Source organism: Streptomyces sp. BB1-1-1 (genome assembly GCF_031597775.1).
GTDB lineage: Bacteria > Actinomycetota > Actinomycetes > Streptomycetales > Streptomycetaceae > Streptomyces > Streptomyces thinghirensis.
In genome coordinates, this window is sequence record NZ_CP134203.1 from 6,648,049 (window position 1) to 6,665,000 (window position 16,952).

Below are 16,952 nucleotides of genomic sequence, written 5' to 3' on the forward strand. Positions count from 1 at the left end.
GCGAGGACGGCGGCCCGGCGCACGCAGGCCGCCCGCATCACCTCCCCGCCCTTTCACCGTCCGTCCCGGCGCTGCTGGAGGTGACGGCAGGGGGCTTCCGGCCCGGGGCCGAACGCTTCATCGGCCGTGCCGGGGTTCCGTGGAGGTGACGGCAGGGGGCTTCCGGCCCGGGGCCGAACGCTTCATCGGCCGTGCCGGGGTTCCGTGGAGGTGACGGCAGGGGGCTTCCGGCCCGGGGCCGAACGCTTCACCGGCCGTCCCCGGGGTCCCGCGGCGGCGCCGGAGGCGGGGGAGGCGGCGGTGGCGGGCCTTCGCCCCACCGGGACCGTGGCCGGCCCCCGGGCCTCGGAGGCCGTCGCGGCGGCGGCCCCAGCGGCCCGGCCACCGTAGGGGCGCCGTACACATCGTCGCCGCCGTGCCGCTCGTCGCCGTCGGGCTCCTGCCCCGCGCCTTCGGGTCGCCGACCCACCTCCTCGCGCCCCTGCCCCGGATGCCCCGGACCGCCGTGCGGCCGGGCTCCGGGGTCGGGCCGTCCGCTCGCCGGCGTCCGCCCCGCAGCGGGCGGAGGCGGGGTGGGCGGCCCCGCCGGCGGCGCGTCCTCGGGTTCTCCCGCCCCCTCCCGCAGCCGCAGGTACGGATTGGCGCCGGGGTCGGGCGGCCGCTGCGGCGCGCCCGGCCAGTACGGCCCCGACGGCGGCCCTGAGTACGTCGTGTCGCCCGCGGTTCCGCCACCCCCGGCCGCGGCCTCCGCCCCAGCCGTCCCGGCACCCCGTGCCAAGGGCGTCGCTCGCGCCCCGGCCGCCCCGCTCGCCCGTGCCAGCAGCGCCCCGGCGGCTCCCGCCCCCGCGCCCCACACGGCACCCAGCAGCAGCGCCGTGCCGAGGTGTCCACGCAGGGTGATGCCCGCGCCGAACGCGTCGACGCCGAGCACGGACAGCGAGGCGTTCACGGACACCTCCGTCAGCCAGGCCGGCAGCGGCAGCGCGAGCGCGGTGGCGACGCCCAGTCGCAGAGCACACCGCCCGGCGAAAGCGAGGGGGCGCGCGTCACCCCGCGTCACCGGTGTCCGTACCGCCGTCAGCACACCGGCCAGCAGCATCATCAGCGCCGCCGCCACCCCCAGCAGCCACACCCGTCCGTCCAGTTCCGCCAGTCGCCCGAGCGTGACCGGTTCCTCGGCGCCGGCGCCGAGCAGCTCGTCCAGCGGAGCGGGGAGTACCCCGACCAGCTCGCCCGTGGCCCGTCCGTCCCACGGCACGAACAGGCCGACCGGAACACCGAGCCAGACCCCGTTGGGCGCGCCCAGCAGCGCGGCACCGGCGATCCGCCGGGGGTGGTCGTCGCCGATCGCCGCGTAGGCCGCCGCCGCGAAACCGGCCGCCACCGCGATGAGCGCCACCGTGACGATGGCCGACACCGCCGGCCGCACCACCCGGTGCACGGCCTCGACCCCGCGCGGCAGGGGAGTGCGACGCGAGGCCAGCAGCGCGATCAGCAGAACCCCGGCGGACCAGATCAGCCCGCCGAGCAGCGTCGGCGCGGTGTCGACGGTGAAGCCGACGGCCGCCTCGGCGTCGACGAGGTCACCGATCCGGTCGGGCAGCAGCCCGCCGATGTCACCCACGTCACCGAGCCCCGGAATCTCGATACCGCCACCACCGCCGCCGGGCAGGTCGTCCAGCCCGAGCGAGCCGCCGTCGATCGTGACGACATCGTGCCCCGCCCAGGCCAGTCCGCCCGTCATCGCCACGAAAAGGGCGATCACCGCACCCGCGCGCGCGAGGAGTTCGGCGGGCGCGACCACAACTCCGGCCGCCCGCAGGGACCGTAGGAAGAAGAACGCCAGCAGCAGCGCACCGACCAGACCGACACCCAGTGGCGTGATCTCGATGGCCGTCTGCGCCTGGGCCCCTTCCAGTCCGAACGCGGACACATCTCCGGCCGGTGTGACCGAACCGCCCGCACCGAGCGCCACGACCGCCGCGGTCATCGGACCGAGCGAGCCCGCAGCGTCCGCGTCGAGCAGACGCAGACCCAGCGCCGCCGTTCCCGCCATACCGATCAACGCCCAGCTCACGGCGGCGATCGCGGACAGCAGAACGTCTCCCCAGGGCACCTTGCTGCCGTACCCGTCGGTGCCGACGCTTGTGGACGCGCTCATGGCAGACCCCCCGATCCGCTGCGCGGCGGAGTTGCCGCGCATGTCCCCCTCGCGTGGAATACCACTCTCCGGGCAGGTTTCAACCCCGTCAACGGGAACGGCCGGGAGGGTGCCTACGCAGTCTTCACAAGGCCCGACTTTCGGTCAGGGGGCCGAGCCTGAAATAGTTCCCCCCGATGTTCGACATCCCTAGACTCCCCGCGACGGGAGCACATCGGGGGACAACTCAGTGGGGCATGGAGTGCCGGAACTCGTACTGGAATCCAATGGACAGACCTGGACGCTTGACCCGTCCCGGTCATATGCGCTCGGACGCGATCCGCAGGGGGAGCTTGTCTTCGACGACGCCAGGGTCTCCTGGCGGCATGCCACGATCAGTTTCAACGGCCGCAGTTGGGTCGTCGATGATCACGGCAGCACCAACGGCACGTTCGTGCACGGGCAGCGGATCCAGCAGGTGGAGCTCGGCGCCGGCACGGTGCTGAACCTTGGCAACGCGACCGACGGACCGCGCGTGAGCCTGACCGGCGCCCAGGGCGCCGTCGGCACGCCGCAGGCCCAGCAGCAGCCGTACGCCGCGCAGGGTGCGAACGCCGGCTGGGCCCAGCAGGCACCGGCGCAGGAGCCGCAGCAGCAGGCCCCGCCGCACCAGGCCCAGCAGCACGGCCAGCAGCAGGCCGGCTGGCAGCAGCAGCAGCACGCGCCGCAGCCGCAGCAGGCCGCGCCGCACTTCCCCCAGCAGCAGGGGCCCGGCGGCGCGGCGGGGGCGCCGCCGGTCTACGGCGACCGCAGTCCGACCACGTTCCACCAGTTCTCGCTCGGCCGCGTGATGCGCATCGGCCGTGCCCTGGAGAACGAACTGGTCGTCTCCGACCTGCAGGTCTCGCGCAACCACGCGGAGTTCCACGCGACGCCCGACGGGCGCATGGAGATCCGTGACCTGGGCTCGCACAACGGCACGTACGTCAACGGTCTGCCGATCGCCAAGGGCGGCTCCCAGCTGCTCGGCCCGACCGACATCGTGGGCGTCGGCCACTCGACGTTCCGCATCGTCGGCGACCGGCTCGAGGAGTTCGTCGACACCGGTGAGGTGTCCTTCTCCGCCCGGCACCTGACCGTCACGGTCGACGGCGGCAAGCAGATCCTCAAGGACGTCTCCTTCGGCGTCCCCGAGAAGTCGCTGATCGCGGTCATCGGCCCGTCCGGCTCCGGCAAGTCGACCCTGCTCAAGGCGCTCACCGGCTACCGGCCCGCCGACCAGGGCGAGGTCCTGTACGACAACCGGAACCTGTACAAGCAGTTCGCCGAGCTGCGTCAGCGCATCGGTCTGGTCCCGCAGGACGACATCCTGCACAAGGAGCTGACCGTCAAGAAGGCCCTCAAGTACGCGGCCAAGCTCCGCTTCCCGGCCGACACCACGGCCGCCGAGCGCGACGCCCGCATCGACGAGGTGCTGCGCGAGCTGAAGCTGGACATCCACAAGGACAAGAAGGTCACGTCCCTGTCCGGCGGCCAGCGCAAGCGTGTCTCCGTGGCCCTGGAACTGCTCACCAAGCCGTCGCTGATCTTCCTGGACGAGCCGACCTCCGGCCTCGACCCGGGCATGGACCGCGACGTCATGCAGCTGCTGCGCGGCCTCGCCGACGACGGCCGCACCGTCCTCGTCGTCACCCACTCGGTGGCCGAGCTGGCGATCTGCGACAAGCTGCTGGTGATGGCGCCGGGCGGCTCGGTGGCCTACTTCGGCCCGCCCGAGGAGGCGCTGAACTTCTTCGGCTACGACACCTGGGCCGACGTCTTCTCCGCCTTCGAGAACTACCGCGACTACGACTGGGCGGGCCGCTGGAAGGGTTCTCAGCACTACCAGATGTACGCCGCGGACATCGACGCCGTCGCGCCGCAGTCCGTACAGGTACCGGCGATGCAGGCGATGAAGCCGCCGAAGCCGCAGGGCTGGATGTCCCAGTTCGTCACGCTGGTGCGGCGCTACACCTCGGTGATCGTCTCGGACAAGGGCTTCCTCGCCCTGATGGTGATCCTGCCGGCCGTACTCGGCGCGGTGAGCCTGCTCATCGACGCCGACAAGGGCCTGCTGCCCAATCCCGCCAACCCGCAGACCGGCCGGATCATTCCCAACGGCACCGCCACCACGGTCCTGCTGATCCTCGCGGTCGGCGCCTGCTTCGCCGGCGCCGCGAACTCCGTCCGTGAGCTGATCAAGGAACGGGTCATCTACGAGCGGGAGCGGGCGACCGGCCTGTCACGCTCCGCGTACCTGATGTCCAAGGTCTTCGTGCTCGGCGTGATCACGGTGCTGCAGGGACTGCTGGTCGGCGTCATCGGCTTCGCCACCCGGGAGATCCCGGAGGAGGGGCTCGTCCTCGGGGGGCTGACGCTTCTCGAGCTGTCCCTGCCGATCATGGCGCTGGGCTTCACCTCGATGATGTTCGGCCTGATCATCTCCTCGCTGGTGAAGACCGCCGAGAAGACCATGCCGCTGCTGGTCATGTTCGCGATCATCCAGGTCGTCTTCACCGGCTGCCTCTTCGCCCTGAACGGCGCGGTCGGCGTCAACCAGTTCTCGTACCTGATGCCGTCGCGCTGGGCGGTCGCCGCGGCCGGATCCACGCTGGACTTCAACCGGATCAGCCCGCCCGAGCAGGGTGCCGAGGCGGATCCGCTGTGGGAGCACACCGTCGGCGCCTGGGGTCTGAACATGGCCGCGCTGATCGTCCTCGGCGTGATCTGCGGCTTCTTCGTGGCACGCTTCCTGCGCCGCCACGAGCCCGAGGTCATGCGCAAGTAGCCCGCGGCCGCGAGTAGCCGCGGCCTCGACGCCCCGAAGGGCGGCACCCCGTCAGGAGGGTGCCGCCCTTCGGCGTTCGGATCGGCGTCGGCGACGTCGTGAAGAGGTCCGCGCCGACCTCAGTACGCGCTGTCGACGTTGTCCATGGTGCCGTACTTGTCCGCGGCGTAGTTGCACGCGGCGACGATGTTGGCGACCGGGTCGTAGATGTTCTTGGAGGTGCCGGGCACGTGGTAGGCCTCGAACGTCGGCGGGATCACCTGGAGCAGGCCCTTGGACGGGATGCCGTTGATGGCGTTGATGTCCCAGTCGTTGATGGCCTTCGGGTTGCCGGAGGACTCCCGCATGATGTTGCGGTGGATGCCCTCGTAGCTACCCGGGATGCCGTGCTTCTTCATGATGTCCCGGGCCTCGCGGATCCAGCCGTCGAGGTTGTCGGAGTAGCTCTTCGTCGAGGCCTTCTTGACCTCGGCGCGCTTGGCGGACCGGCTGGCGGTCTCCTTGGCCTCGCGCTTCTCCGCGGCCTTCTCGGCAGCGGCCTTCTTCTTGGCGGCGGCCTTGGCGGTCGCCTCCTTCTTCGCCTCGATGGAGGCGACCTTCTGGCTGGCACCGGCGAGCTGGCCGGTGACGCCGGCGTGCACGTCCTGGATCTGCTCGGTGCTGTACGCCACCTTGGCCTTCGGAGCGGCAGCCTCGCTCGTGGTCGTCTGACCGCTGGCCGGCACCGCGGTGAGCGCGACGGCGGCGGCGCCGAGCGTGCCGACACCGGCTATCGCGAGCTTATGGGTGCGGTTCAGGGGACGACTATGACCACGGGTGAAGATGTTCTTGGGCATGGCGGGATAGACCTCTTCGAATAGCGCGGAGGTCGCTCTCGTCCGGTGGGGACAGGGATGCTTCCGGCACAAACGCCGCGGGGCGACAACCCACGGCGTTGAGCGACGAGAGCAATTCTTAGCGGCCGCAAAATTCGGAGGCAAAGGTGTGACGTACGATCCGAGATAGTGGATCAGGGAAGGGTAAAGCGGGGCAGATTGGACCATCCGCCCCGCTCAAAACGGACGAGTCGTTCTCCTACTCCCCTTCGTACGTGACGTGCGCCCTATGCGCGGGCTCACACGCGCCCCCCGCCGTTCTCACAGTTGGTTGCTGAAGCAATGCAGTGTGTGAGGGCCTGCGCACCCCCTCCCACGGCAGTCCCACGGCAGCTCCCACGGCAGCTCCTACGGCAGGAGGAGGTGGACGTCCCCGAACTCGTGCCACAGGTAGCGACCGAGCACCGCCGCCTCGTACCCGCGGTCGATCGCCGCCCGCCCCGCCACCGCCTCCAGCATCAGCAGATGCGAGGCCTCGGGCTCGTGCAGCCCCGTCAGCAGCCCGTCGACCACCCGCACCCCGCGCTCCGGAGTCACGACCAGATCGGTCCACCCCGCCCGGGCCCGTACGACCCCGTCGGCGCCGGCCGCCGACTCGACCGCCCGCACGGCCGTCGTCCCCACGGCCACCACCCGTCCGTCACCGGCCCGGGCGGCGTTGATCAGCCGTGCCGACGCCTCCGGCACGGAGAACCGCTCCGGATACGGCGGCTCGTGCGACTCCGCCGAAGCCACCCCCGTGTGCAGCGTCACCGGCGCGAACTGCACCCCCCGGCTCACCAGCTCCGCCACCAGCCGCGCCGTGAAGGGCCGGGCCGCGCTCGGCATCTCCGCGCTGCCCGTCCCGTCCGCGGACGGGAGCGCGAAAACGGTCTGGTACACGGACAACGGCTGATCCCGCTCCGTATAGGAGTAACGAATGGGCCGTCCGTACTCCCGCAGCACCACGGGCACCTCCGCCCCAGACACCCGAGCCCACCACAACCGCTCCCCGCGCGCACTCGACGGCTCCTCCAGCACGAGCCGCGCACCGCCGGGGAGCCGCACCTCCGTCCCCTCCGGCCCGCCCGCACGCGCGCGCGTGGTGCCCCTTCCGTCGGGCTCCCGCAGCTCCACCACCCACCGGCCGTCGTCCCCGCGCGTGGAGAAGTGCACCACCACGGGCGCGTCCCCGACCCGCCCGTCGACGGCCGCGGCCAGCGTCGCCGACGTGTTGACGACGAGCAGATCACCGGCCCGCAGCAGCCCCGGCAGCTCCCGGAAGCCGTGATGCGACACCTCGGTGCCACGCGACACCAGCAGCCGTACGCCGTCCCGGTCCAGCCCGGGCCCCCGCTGTTCGGCGGGTAGCCGCGCCGACAGCTCCTCCGGAACGCGCAGCGCCAGCGTCATCGCGGTCCCTCCAGCAGCGCCGGAGCACCGTAGCGACCGCTGGCCGGCCGCTCGTCCAGCAACCTGAGCAGCGCCGGGACGACATCCACCGGATCGGGCCGCGGATCGTCGTCGTCCGGTACGGCCGCCGCGTACAGGTCGGTGGCCATGTCCCCGGGATCGACCGCCCAGACCCGCAGCCCCGGCTCCTCGGCGCCCAGCACCGCCGCCAGCTGGTCCAGGGCCGCCTTGGACGCCCCGTAGCCGCCCCACGTCTCGTACGCCTCCGCCGCGGCGTCCGAGCTGACCGTCAGCACCGCGCCCGCCGGGGCCGCGCGCAGCAACGGCAGCGCCTCCTGGATCAGGCCCAGCGCGGCCACGACGTTCACTTCCAGGGCCCGCCGCAGCCCGGCCGGCGGCAGCTCCTCCAGCCGCACCAGCGGCTCCGCGCCCAGCGCGCTCGCGTTGCTGACCAGCAGATCCACCCCGCCCAGCCGCCGGGCCGCCGCGACCAGCCCGGCCCGGTGCCCGGCGTCGGTGACATCCCCGGGCAGGGCCGTCACGCGCGTTCCGTACGCCTCCAGCGCCGCCGCGGTCTCCTTGAGCACCGCCGGCGTCCTGGCATCCAGCACCAGGTCCCAGCCCCGCGCCGCCAAAGCCCCGGCCAGTGCCCGGCCCAGTCCCTTCGAAGCTCCCGTGATGATCGCAACCGGCATGACACACGTCCCCTCGTCGTCCACGCCCTCTGATCGGGCCGGCGTGGTCCTCAACGTAGGAACCGCGCCGCACCGGCCGCCTCGGGCACGGGCCGCAACCGTGCGGGGCCCTTCGCCCTAGGACCGGCGGGCGGGACCCGGGACCTAGGCCCACCGCCCTAGGCGACGGCGTCCACAGGCCGATCCCGCCGTCACACCCCGCCGGTACCGTGAGGACATGAGTCACGGCCCCCGGTCCGGCCTCGCCGCGGTCAGTTCCGCGCTGCTGGCCATGAGCAGGCATCTCGAGGTGCGCGACGTCCTCAAGACGATCGTCGCCTCGGCCCGCGAGCTGCTCGACGCGCAGTACGCCGCCCTCGGCGTCCCCGACGACCACGGCGGCTTCGCCCAGTTCGTCGTCGACGGCGTCAGCGACGAGCAGTGGAAGGCCATCGGCCCCCTCCCGCGCCAGCACGGCATCCTCGCCGCGATGCTGCACGAGGCCACACCCCAGCGCCTCGGCGACGTCCGCGAGGACCCCCGCTTCGAGGGCTGGCCGTCGGCCCACCCCGACCTGGTCGACTTCCTGGGGCTGCCGATCCGCGACGGCGACGAGGTCATCGGCGCACTGTTCCTGGCCAACAAGAACTGCGCCAAGCCCGAAGGCGGCTGCGGCTTCACCGCGGACGACGAGGAACTGCTGGGCATCCTCGCCCAGCACGCCGCCATCGCCCTCACCAACGCCCGCCTCTACGAACGCAGCCGCGAGCTGACCATCGCCGAGGAGCGCTCCCGCCTCGCCCACGAACTGCACGACGCGGTCAGCCAGAAGCTGTTCTCGCTGCGCCTGACCGCCCAGGCCGCGGCCACCCTCGTCGACCGCGACCCCGCGCGCGCCAAGGGCGAACTGCAGCAGGTCGCCGCGCTCGCCGCGGAGGCCGCCGACGAACTGCGCGCCGCCGTCGTCGAGCTGCGCCCCGCCGCCCTGGACGAGGACGGCCTCGTCGCCACCCTCCGCACCCAGATCCACGTCCTGGACCGCGCCCACACCGCGCGCGTGACCTTCACCGGCCACGGGGTCAAGGCCCTGCCCGCCGCCCAGGAGGAGGCGATGCTGCGCGTCGCCCAGGAGGCACTGCACAACGCCCTGCGCCACTCCGGGGCGGAGCACGTCGACGTGACACTGCACCGGCGCGGCGCCGGAGCCGTGCTGCGGGTCACCGACGACGGCAGCGGCTTCGACACGCGCACGGTGCGCCGCGCGGGACGCCACCTCGGCCTGGTCTCGATGCGGGACCGGGCGAGCGGCGCCGGCGGCAGGCTGACCGTGGAATCGGCGCCCGGCAAGGGCACCACGATCGAGATGGAGGCCCCCGGTGGCTGACGCAATCAAGGTGCTGCTCGTCGACGACCACCAGGTGGTCCGCCGGGGCCTGCGCACCTTCCTGGAGGTGCAGGACGACATCGAGGTGGTGGGCGAGGCCGCCGACGGAGCCGAGGGCGTCGACCGCGCCGAGGAACTGAAACCCGACGTGATCCTCATGGACGTCAAGATGCCGGGCATGGACGGCGTCGACGCGCTGCGCAGACTCCGCGAGCTGGACAACCGCGCGCGCGTGCTGGTCGTCACCAGCTTCACCGAGCAGCGCACCGTCGTCCCGGCCCTGCGGGCGGGCGCGGCCGGTTACGTCTACAAGGACGTCGACCCCGACGCGCTGGCGGGCGCCATCCGCTCCGTCCACGCCGGCCACATCCTGCTCCAGCCCGAGGTCGCGGGCGCCCTGCTGTCCCAGGAGGAGAACAACTCCGGGCAGGGCAGAGCGGGTGCCCTCACGGAGCGGGAGCGCGAGGTGCTGGGCCTGATAGCGGACGGCCGCTCCAACCGGGAGATCGCGCGCGCCCTCGTCCTCTCCGAGAAGACGGTGAAGACCCACGTCTCGAACATCCTGATGAAACTCGATCTGGCGGACCGCACCCAGGCCGCACTGTGGGCCGTGCGCCACGGTGTGACCGGCTGACCACCGGCTGACCCCGTACGCGGCGGCAACTCGGAGGGTTCCCCTCCGGTCGGAGATTCATACCGTCGTGGGAATGTCCCCCGAATGGCGCATCCTCTCCGGCGCCCGGCCGTTCTCCAGTGCGTGCTGCGGCGACTGCCGTGGCAATCGCAAGGAGGGCTTGTAAGTGAAGAACCTGAAGAAGGCAGCGGCCGTGACGATGGTGGCCGGCGGGCTGATCGCCGCCGGCGCGGGCATGGCCTCCGCCACCGACGGCTCGGTCGCCCACGGCGAGGCCATCGGCTCCCCGGGTGTCGCCTCCGGCAACGTCGTCCAGGCGCCGATCCACATCCCGGTGAACGCTGTCGGCAACAGCGTCAACGTCATCGGCGTCCTGAACCCGGCCTTCGGCAACCTCGGCGTCAACCACTGACCCAGGCCACCAAGCCAACCACGGCCTCCCGGGCCCACCCGGGAGGCCGGTCGCATTCCGCGCCCCCCACCCAGCCACGGGCAGCCCTGCCCCGCCCCCCCCCAGCCGCGGGCAGCCCTGCCCCGCCCCCCCCAGCCGCGGGCAGCGCTGCCCCGCCGCCCCCCGCTGCGGGCAGTCGTGCCGCTGGGGCGGCACGGGTGGGCGCAGCGGCACCCCGTCGGCGCCGGGCCGCGCACCCCACCCCCGGCCCACTCCAACGCCGGGCGCCCCCGCCGACAGACGTCACCGCACCCCGAGCGACACCCCCGCACAACCAACAAACGCCCCCGCACAACCAAGGGACGTCACCGCATCCCCCGCTCCCGCTCCTCCACAACGGAGTTGTACGCCGCCACCTGCGCCCGCCGAGCCGTCCGCTCCACCGGCCGCAACGCCTCCCCCCGAGCCACCATCTCGGACGCGCTCACCGCACCCCCGTGCCCGTTCTCACCCGCCAGCGACACCAACGCCCCCACCCGCTGCGCCAACTCCAGCACCCGCACCGCCCGCGGCGGATACCCCGGCGCAAGAACCTCCCGCCCCCGCTGCGCCCGCGCCCGGTACGCCGCGACCGCCGCCTCCGCCACCGGCCCCGACCCGGCCACATCCAGCCGCGTCAGCACCTCCGTCGCGTCCCGCAGCGCCTCCGCCAGCTCCCGCTCCGCCTCCCCGAGCGAGGGCACATCCGCCGGCGGAGCCTCCCGCACCGGCAGGCAGTGCCAGACGACCTCGACATGCACGTCACCCTCGGGCCCGGCCTCGTACACCTCCGGCACCAGCCCGAGCGCGGCACCGTGACAGATCACCGCCTCCTCGGCCTCCAGCGCCCGCGCGTTGAACTCCGGCGGCCCGCTCAGCCCCAGCGGATGCCCCGGCGCGGGCAGCGCGACCCGCAGCCCGGTCGCCCCGAGCGCCCGCAGCCGCCCCAGCGCCAGCGTGAGACCGACCGGCGCCGATTCGTCCGGCAGCCCCTCCACCCGGTGCACCGCGTCGTCGCCGACGATCGCGACCGCGGCGTCGTCCGGCGAGACCATTCCGGCAATAAGGGCATTTCCCCAGGCGGCAAGGCGCCCTGCGCGTGGTTCCGAGAGCATGCCCCCACCCTAAGGACCGGACCGATGGAACGGTGAGGCCGACCGGTGGCGTAGATTTCCTGGAGGGCCTGCGCCCACCGGCGCGGCGGCCCGAGCCAGAGGCGTACGCGACAGCCGAGACCGGCCACAATGCAAGGGGAGACAACGCGCTCATGAGCGATGTTCTGGAGCTTCAGGACGTATCCGTGGTCCGCGAGGGCCGGGCTCTGGTGGACCAGGTCTCCTGGTCGGTGAAGGAGGGTGAGCGCTGGGTCATCCTGGGCCCCAACGGCGCCGGCAAGACCACCCTCCTCAATGTCGCGTCCAGCTACCTCTACCCCAGCAACGGCACCGCCACCATCCTCGGCGAGACCCTCGGCAAGCCCGGTACGGACGTCTTCGAACTGCGCCCGCGCATCGGCATGGCCGGCATCGCCATGGCCGACAAGCTGCCCAAGGGCCAGACCGTCCTGCAGACCGTACTGACCGCCGCCTACGGCATGACCGCCGGCTGGCAGGAGGAGTACGAGGACATCGACGAGCAGCGCGCCCGCGCCTTCCTCGACCGCCTGGGCATGACCGAGTACCTGGAACGGAAGTTCGGCACCCTCTCCGAGGGCGAGCGCAAGCGCACGCTGATCGCCCGCGCCCTGATGACCGACCCCGAGCTGCTGCTCCTGGACGAGCCGGCCGCCGGCCTCGACCTCGGCGGCCGCGAGGACCTCGTGCGCCGCCTCGGCCGCCTCGCCCGCGACCCGATCGCCCCCTCGATGATCATGGTCACCCACCACGTCGAGGAAATCGCCCCGGGCTTCACCCACGTCCTGATGATCCGTCAGGGCAAGATCATGGCCGCGGGCCCGCTGGAGCTCGAACTGACCTCCCGCAACCTCTCCCTCTGCTTCGGACTCCCGCTCGTCGTCGAGCAGGTCGGCGACCGCTGGACCGCACAGGGGCTCCCCCTGTCCTGACCCGCCCCCCCCGTGCGCCCTGTCCCCGGCACGTCACCCGGACCTACCATGACCATGTGAACGACATCGACGCATGGGTGTGGTGGCTCGTCGCCGCGGCAGCGCTCGGAATCCCGCTCGTCGTGACCGCGATGCCGGAGTTCGGGATGCTCGCCGTCGGCGCCGTCGCCGCCGCCGTCGCATCCGGGTTCGGCGCGGACGTCGTCGTCCAGGTACTCGTCTTCGTCATCGTCTCGGTCGCCCTCATCGCCGTCGTACGGCCCATCGCCGCCCGGCACCGCTCCCAACGGCCCCAACTGGCCACGGGCGTGGACGCCCTGAAGGGCAGACAGGCCGTCGTACTGGAACGGGTCGACGGCTCCGGCGGCCGGATCAAGCTCGCCGGGGAGGTCTGGTCGGCACGCGCACTCGACACCGGGCGGACCTTCGAGACGGGCGAGGAAGTCGACGTCGTGGATATCGATGGGGCCACGGCGATCATCATGTGACCTCACCGGACACAACTGGACCGAACACCCTCCGCGGTACACGACGGTCTGTCAGACTCGACCAGCAAGATCCTCAACAGCCGTAAGATCAGCAGTAGTCAGGGTCGCCAGTCGGGGCCAATAGGATCTGCCAGAGCGCCGAGGCGGAGAAGGGGACGGACAACCACGATGGAACCGGTCATCATCGTCTTGATCATCCTGGTGGTGTTGGTCTTCATCGCCCTGATCAAGACCATCCAGGTCATCCCACAGGCCAGCGCCGCCATCGTCGAGCGCTTCGGCCGCTACACGCGGACACTGAACGCGGGCCTCAACATCGTCGTCCCGTTCATCGACACCATCCGCAACCGCATCGACCTGCGCGAACAGGTCGTCCCCTTCCCGCCGCAGCCGGTCATCACCCAGGACAACCTGGTCGTCAACATCGACACGGTCATCTACTACCAGGTGACCGACGCCCGCGCCGCGACGTACGAGGTCGCCAGCTACATCCAGGCCATCGAGCAGCTGACCGTCACCACACTCCGCAACATCATCGGCGGCATGGATCTGGAACGGACCCTCACCTCCCGCGAGGAGATCAACGCGGCCCTTCGCGGCGTCCTCGACGAGGCCACCGGCAAGTGGGGCATCCGCGTCAACCGCGTGGAACTCAAGGCCATCGAACCGCCCACCTCCATCCAGGACTCGATGGAGAAGCAGATGCGCGCCGACCGCGACAAGCGCGCCGCGATCCTCCAGGCCGAGGGTGTCCGGCAGTCCGAGATCCTGCGCGCCGAGGGCGAGAAGCAGTCCCAGATCCTGCGCGCCGAAGGTGAGGCCAAGGCCGCCGCCCTGCGCGCCGAGGGCGAGGCCCAGGCCGTCCGCACGGTCTTCGAGGCCATCCACGCCGGCGACCCGGACCAGAAGCTGCTCTCCTACCAGTACCTCCAGATGCTCCCGAAGATCGCCGAGGGCGACGCCAACAAGCTCTGGATCGTCCCCAGCGAGATCGGCGACGCCCTCAAGGGCCTGTCCGGCGCCATGGGCAACTTCGGCGGTATGGGCGGCGGTTCGGGCAGCGGAGACGGCGCGAACGTCCCGGCCCAGGAGCGGCGCGAGAAGCCGTCCATCGACTGACGCCAGTACCCACTACGTCGATGGGGGCGTACCTCTCACCAGAGGTACGCCCCCATCGACGTAGTGGGTCACGCGGCCGGCTGGGCGAGCCACTCCGGCAGAGCGTCGAAGTCGTCCTGACCCAAGGCGAGAAGCATCGCGTCGGCAGGCGTCGGCTCGAACGGCTCCCGCAGCAGCGGCATACCCGCCTGCTCGGGCGTCCGGTTCGCCTTCCGGTGATTGTCCTCGGCACACGAGGCCACCGTGTTCAACCATGTGTCCTGCCCGCCGAGCGACCGCGGCACCACGTGGTCGACGGTCGTCCCCCGCCGCCCGCAGTACGCGCACCGGTGCCGGTCCCGGACCAGCACGCCCCGCCTCGACCACGGAGCGCGTCTTCGGAAGGGCACCCGTACGTATTGGCACAGCCTGATCACCCGGGGCGCCGGTATGTCGAGCGCGGCTCCGCGCATGCGCAGTCCGGGGTGGGCCTGTTCGACGACGGCCTTGTCCTGGAGCACCAGAACGACGGCTCGATTAAGCGTCACCGTCGACAACGGCTCGAAGCTCGCGTTCAGTACCAGCGTGTCCCGCATACCAGCCCACCTCCCGTGCGCACCGGCCCACCCCGTGGCGGGCTGGGATCAACTCTGGCCGGGCACGCCGAGATGGACAACGCAATATCTGCTGCTCCTGCGAGGGGAAAGCTCCCCCACGCCATCCCCCGGCAACAAAAATGCCCGCCCCTGATCCATTCCAAGACCAGAGGCGGGCAAACGTTCCATGAACGCTCGGAACACTAGCCCTCGGCGGGCACCTCGTACTCACCGATCAGCTGGGCACGCGCGATCGTGTGGAACCGCAGATTGAAGCCGACGAACGCCGGGGTGGCTTCCGCGTCCGGTCCCAGCTTCTCCTGGTCCACGGCGTACACCGTGAACACATACCGGTGCGGCCCGTCCCCGGCCGGCGGCGCGGCGCCGCCGAAGTCCTTGCTGCCGAAGTCGTTGCGCGCCTGTACGGCCCCCTCCGGCAGTCCCTCGAACTTGCCGCTGCCCGCGCCCACCGGCAGCTCGGTCACCGAGGCCGGGATGTCGAACACCACCCAGTGCCAGAACCCGCTGCCCGTCGGGGCGTCCGGGTCGTAGCACGTCACGGCGAAGCTCTTGGTCTCGGCGGGGAAACCCTCCCACCGCAGTTGCGGCGAGGTGTTGCCGGCCGCGTGAACCTGAGCGTCCTTGAGCGTCGCCCCCTCCTGGACGTCCTCACTCGTGACCGTGAACGCCGGCACGGGCGGGTGGAAGTCATGGGGGAGCGGCCGCCGCTTGAGCTCGGTCACCTCGGTACCTCCTGATCGTTCGGTGCAGTGCGGTCCGAGCCTAGAACCCCTAGAACCAGTTCCGCTTGCTGCCTACCTCGGACAGCCACTGGTTGAGGTACGCCGTCCAGTCGGTCCCCTGGTAGTCGTTCAGCCCCACCTTGAAGGAACGGAACGTGTCGCTGCCCTCGCTGAACAGCCCGGGCTTCTTGTCCATCTCCAGCACGACGTCCATCGCCTGGGCGTCGGCGACGAAGCTCAGCTCGACCTGGTTCAGCCCCCGGTACTGCTGCGGCGGGAGGAACTCGATCTCCTGGTAGAACGGCAGCTTCTGCCGCGTACCGCGGATGTGGCCCCGCTCCATGTCCGCGCTCTTGAAGCGGAAGCCCAGCCCGATGAACGCGTCCAGGATCGCCTTCTGCGCCGGCAGCGGGTGCACGTTGATCGGGTCCAGGTCACCGGAGTCCACGGCGCGCGCGATCTCCAGCTCCGTGGTCACGCCGATGTTCATCCCGCGCAGCGCCTGCCCGTCGATCGTCGTGATCGGCGTCTCCCACGGAATCTCGAGCCCGAACTGCACGGCGTGTACGGCGTTCGCCTTCAGCTCGAAGGCACCACCGAGCCGGCTCTTCGTGAACTCGATGTCCTGCTTGTACTCCTGGTCGCCGTTCTCCACCTCGACCTTGGCCTGCAGCCCGACCGACAGCGCCTCGATCTGCTGGTCGACGGACCCGCCCTGGATCCGCACCTCGCCCTGGACGACACCGCCCGGAACGACGTTGACCTCGCTCAGCACGGTCTCGACCGAAGCCCCGCCGGCCCCCAGGCTCGCGAGCAGCTTCTTGAACGCCATGTCTCTCCCTCTCCAGGCTTTGGGTGAACCCCTGATCCCTACAAACGCGATTCGGCCGTGACCGGTTCCGCACCCCACAACCTGGCAAGGCGGACGCTCCCTGACCACCTCGCGCACGAACCCGGCTGCGTTACGCTCGGACAGCATGATCGCGAGCCCCGACCGTACGCCTCTGCCCAGAAATTTCTTCGACCGGCCCATCCTCGAGGTGGCCCCGGACCTCCTGGGCCGCATCCTGGTGCGCGACACCCCGGACGGTCCGATCGCCCTCCGCCTGACAGAGGTCGAGGCCTACGACGGTCAGAACGACCCCGGCTCCCACGCCTACCGCGGTCGCACGCCCCGCAACGAAGTGATGTTCGGTCCCCCCGGACACGTGTATGTCTACTTCACCTATGGCATGTGGTTCTGCATGAACCTGGTGTGCGGTCCCGAGGGCAGGGCGAGCGCCGTTCTGCTCCGCGCCGGCGAGATCATCGAGGGCGCCGAGCTGGCGCGCACCCGTCGACTCTCCGCCCGCAATGACAAGGAACTGGCCAAAGGCCCGGCCCGCCTCGCCACCGCCCTGGGTGTGGACCGAGCCCTGAACGGCACGGACGCCTGCACCGCCGAGGCAACGCCCCTGCGTATCCTGACCGGCGCACCGGTGCCCCGCGACCAGGTACGCAGCGGCCCACGCACCGGCGTGGCCGGCGAGGGCGGCGTCCATCCCTGGCGTTACTGGGTCGCCGATGACCCGACGGTCAGCCCTTATCGGGCCCATGTGCCCCGCCG

General features: G+C 71.4%; 16 protein-coding genes (1 of these 16 running past the window's edge). 8 read left to right on the forward strand and 8 right to left on the reverse strand.

The features are described from left to right. Positions 1-247 precede the first annotated feature (247 nt). Positions 248-2,161 carry a streptophobe family protein gene (locus RI578_RS30430; protein WP_310874061.1) on the reverse strand — a complete coding sequence of 638 codons (1,914 nt, stop codon included), beginning with the start codon at positions 2,159-2,161 and terminating at the stop codon, positions 248-250. Between the two features lie 241 nt (positions 2,162-2,402). Between RI578_RS30430 and RI578_RS30435 the strand changes: the two genes are divergently transcribed. After that, positions 2,403-4,967, forward strand: a complete 2,565-nt coding sequence (locus RI578_RS30435) for an FHA domain-containing protein (protein ID WP_310874062.1) — start codon at positions 2,403-2,405, stop codon at positions 4,965-4,967. Positions 4,968-5,086: 119 nt separating this feature from the next. On the opposite strand, the gene RI578_RS30440 is transcribed toward RI578_RS30435, so the two are convergent. From RI578_RS30440 to RI578_RS30450, 3 genes are all read right to left on the reverse strand, one after another. Next, the gene (locus RI578_RS30440; protein ID WP_310874063.1) at positions 5,087-5,803 is read right to left on the reverse strand and encodes a transglycosylase SLT domain-containing protein; all 717 of its coding nucleotides are present in this window, start codon (positions 5,801-5,803) and stop codon (positions 5,087-5,089) included. A 387-nt stretch (positions 5,804-6,190) separates the two neighbouring features. Continuing rightward, positions 6,191-7,234 carry an S-adenosylmethionine:tRNA ribosyltransferase-isomerase gene (locus RI578_RS30445; RefSeq protein WP_310874064.1) on the reverse strand — a complete coding sequence of 348 codons (1,044 nt, stop codon included), beginning with the start codon at positions 7,232-7,234 and terminating at the stop codon, positions 6,191-6,193. Then, complete coding sequence (locus tag RI578_RS30450) at positions 7,231-7,929, reverse strand: SDR family NAD(P)-dependent oxidoreductase (protein WP_310874065.1); 699 nt, start codon at positions 7,927-7,929, stop codon at positions 7,231-7,233. Before RI578_RS30450 ends, RI578_RS30445 begins: the two co-directional genes overlap by 4 nt. Positions 7,930-8,146: 217 nt before the next feature. Between RI578_RS30450 and RI578_RS30455 the strand changes: the two genes are divergently transcribed. From RI578_RS30455 to chpE, 3 genes are all read left to right on the forward strand, one after another. After that, on the forward strand, positions 8,147-9,292 hold the full coding sequence (locus RI578_RS30455) for a GAF domain-containing sensor histidine kinase (RefSeq protein ID WP_310874066.1): 1,146 nt from the start codon (positions 8,147-8,149) through the stop codon (positions 9,290-9,292). Continuing rightward, positions 9,285-9,926 (forward strand): response regulator transcription factor, encoded by a 642-nt coding sequence (locus RI578_RS30460; protein ID WP_210964716.1) that lies wholly within the window; start codon positions 9,285-9,287, stop codon positions 9,924-9,926. Before RI578_RS30455 ends, RI578_RS30460 begins: the two co-directional genes overlap by 8 nt. 166 nt (positions 9,927-10,092) lie before the next feature. After that, on the forward strand, positions 10,093-10,338 hold the full coding sequence (gene chpE, locus RI578_RS30465) for a chaplin ChpE (RefSeq protein ID WP_219188938.1): 246 nt from the start codon (positions 10,093-10,095) through the stop codon (positions 10,336-10,338). Positions 10,339-10,682: 344 nt separating this feature from the next. Here the strand turns inward: chpE and RI578_RS30470 are convergent, their stop codons facing one another. Next, a complete protein-coding gene (locus RI578_RS30470; RefSeq protein WP_310874067.1) occupies positions 10,683-11,471 on the reverse strand; it encodes a hypothetical protein in 789 nt (262 codons plus the stop codon). Between the two features lie 152 nt (positions 11,472-11,623). Between RI578_RS30470 and RI578_RS30475 the strand changes: the two genes are divergently transcribed. The 3 genes from RI578_RS30475 (at position 11,624) to RI578_RS30485 (ending at position 14,028) form a co-directional block, all read left to right on the forward strand. After that, positions 11,624-12,421 (forward strand): ABC transporter ATP-binding protein, encoded by a 798-nt coding sequence (locus tag RI578_RS30475; protein ID WP_310874068.1) that lies wholly within the window; start codon positions 11,624-11,626, stop codon positions 12,419-12,421. Positions 12,422-12,477: 56 nt separating this feature from the next. Continuing rightward, the gene (locus RI578_RS30480; RefSeq protein ID WP_310874069.1) at positions 12,478-12,909 is read left to right on the forward strand and encodes an NfeD family protein; all 432 of its coding nucleotides are present in this window, start codon (positions 12,478-12,480) and stop codon (positions 12,907-12,909) included. A gap of 168 nt (positions 12,910-13,077) precedes the next feature. Then, positions 13,078-14,028, forward strand: a complete 951-nt coding sequence (locus RI578_RS30485; RefSeq protein WP_310874070.1) for an SPFH domain-containing protein — start codon at positions 13,078-13,080, stop codon at positions 14,026-14,028. 68 nt (positions 14,029-14,096) lie between these two features. Here RI578_RS30485 and RI578_RS30490 read toward each other — a convergent pair whose 3' ends face one another. The 3 genes from RI578_RS30490 to RI578_RS30500 all read right to left on the reverse strand — a co-directional run bounded on the left by RI578_RS30490 (position 14,097) and on the right by RI578_RS30500 (position 16,178). Further along, on the reverse strand, positions 14,097-14,603 hold the full coding sequence (locus RI578_RS30490; protein ID WP_310874071.1) for an HNH endonuclease: 507 nt from the start codon (positions 14,601-14,603) through the stop codon (positions 14,097-14,099). Between the two features lie 203 nt (positions 14,604-14,806). Then, positions 14,807-15,346 carry a YbhB/YbcL family Raf kinase inhibitor-like protein gene (locus RI578_RS30495; RefSeq protein WP_310874072.1) on the reverse strand — a complete coding sequence of 180 codons (540 nt, stop codon included), beginning with the start codon at positions 15,344-15,346 and terminating at the stop codon, positions 14,807-14,809. A 49-nt stretch (positions 15,347-15,395) separates the two neighbouring features. Then, on the reverse strand, positions 15,396-16,178 hold the full coding sequence (locus RI578_RS30500; protein WP_310874073.1) for a sporulation protein: 783 nt from the start codon (positions 16,176-16,178) through the stop codon (positions 15,396-15,398). A 145-nt stretch (positions 16,179-16,323) separates the two neighbouring features. Here RI578_RS30500 and RI578_RS30505 point away from each other — a divergent pair, with 145 nt between their 5' ends. Next, positions 16,324-16,952: the 5' portion of a DNA-3-methyladenine glycosylase gene (locus RI578_RS30505; RefSeq protein ID WP_310874074.1), read on the forward strand. It continues 13 nt past the right edge of the window; 629 of the gene's 642 nt are visible here — the first part of the coding sequence; it begins with the start codon at positions 16,324-16,326; the stop codon falls past the right edge of the window.

Coding starts and splice junctions, on each gene's coding strand:
- RI578_RS30455 (WP_310874066.1), top strand. CDS start 8,147: ATGAGTCACGGCCCCCGGTCCGGCCTCGCCGCGGTCAGTTCCGCGCTG.
- RI578_RS30490 (WP_310874071.1), bottom strand. CDS start 14,603: ATGCGGGACACGCTGGTACTGAACGCGAGCTTCGAGCCGTTGTCGACG.
- RI578_RS30450 (WP_310874065.1), bottom strand. CDS start 7,929: ATGCCGGTTGCGATCATCACGGGAGCTTCGAAGGGACTGGGCCGGGCA.
- RI578_RS30485 (WP_310874070.1), top strand. CDS start 13,078: ATGGAACCGGTCATCATCGTCTTGATCATCCTGGTGGTGTTGGTCTTC.
- RI578_RS30445 (WP_310874064.1), bottom strand. CDS start 7,234: ATGACGCTGGCGCTGCGCGTTCCGGAGGAGCTGTCGGCGCGGCTACCC.
- RI578_RS30430 (WP_310874061.1), bottom strand. CDS start 2,161: ATGAGCGCGTCCACAAGCGTCGGCACCGACGGGTACGGCAGCAAGGTG.
- RI578_RS30475 (WP_310874068.1), top strand. CDS start 11,624: ATGAGCGATGTTCTGGAGCTTCAGGACGTATCCGTGGTCCGCGAGGGC.
- RI578_RS30500 (WP_310874073.1), bottom strand. CDS start 16,178: ATGGCGTTCAAGAAGCTGCTCGCGAGCCTGGGGGCCGGCGGGGCTTCG.
- RI578_RS30440 (WP_310874063.1), bottom strand. CDS start 5,803: ATGCCCAAGAACATCTTCACCCGTGGTCATAGTCGTCCCCTGAACCGC.
- RI578_RS30470 (WP_310874067.1), bottom strand. CDS start 11,471: ATGCTCTCGGAACCACGCGCAGGGCGCCTTGCCGCCTGGGGAAATGCC.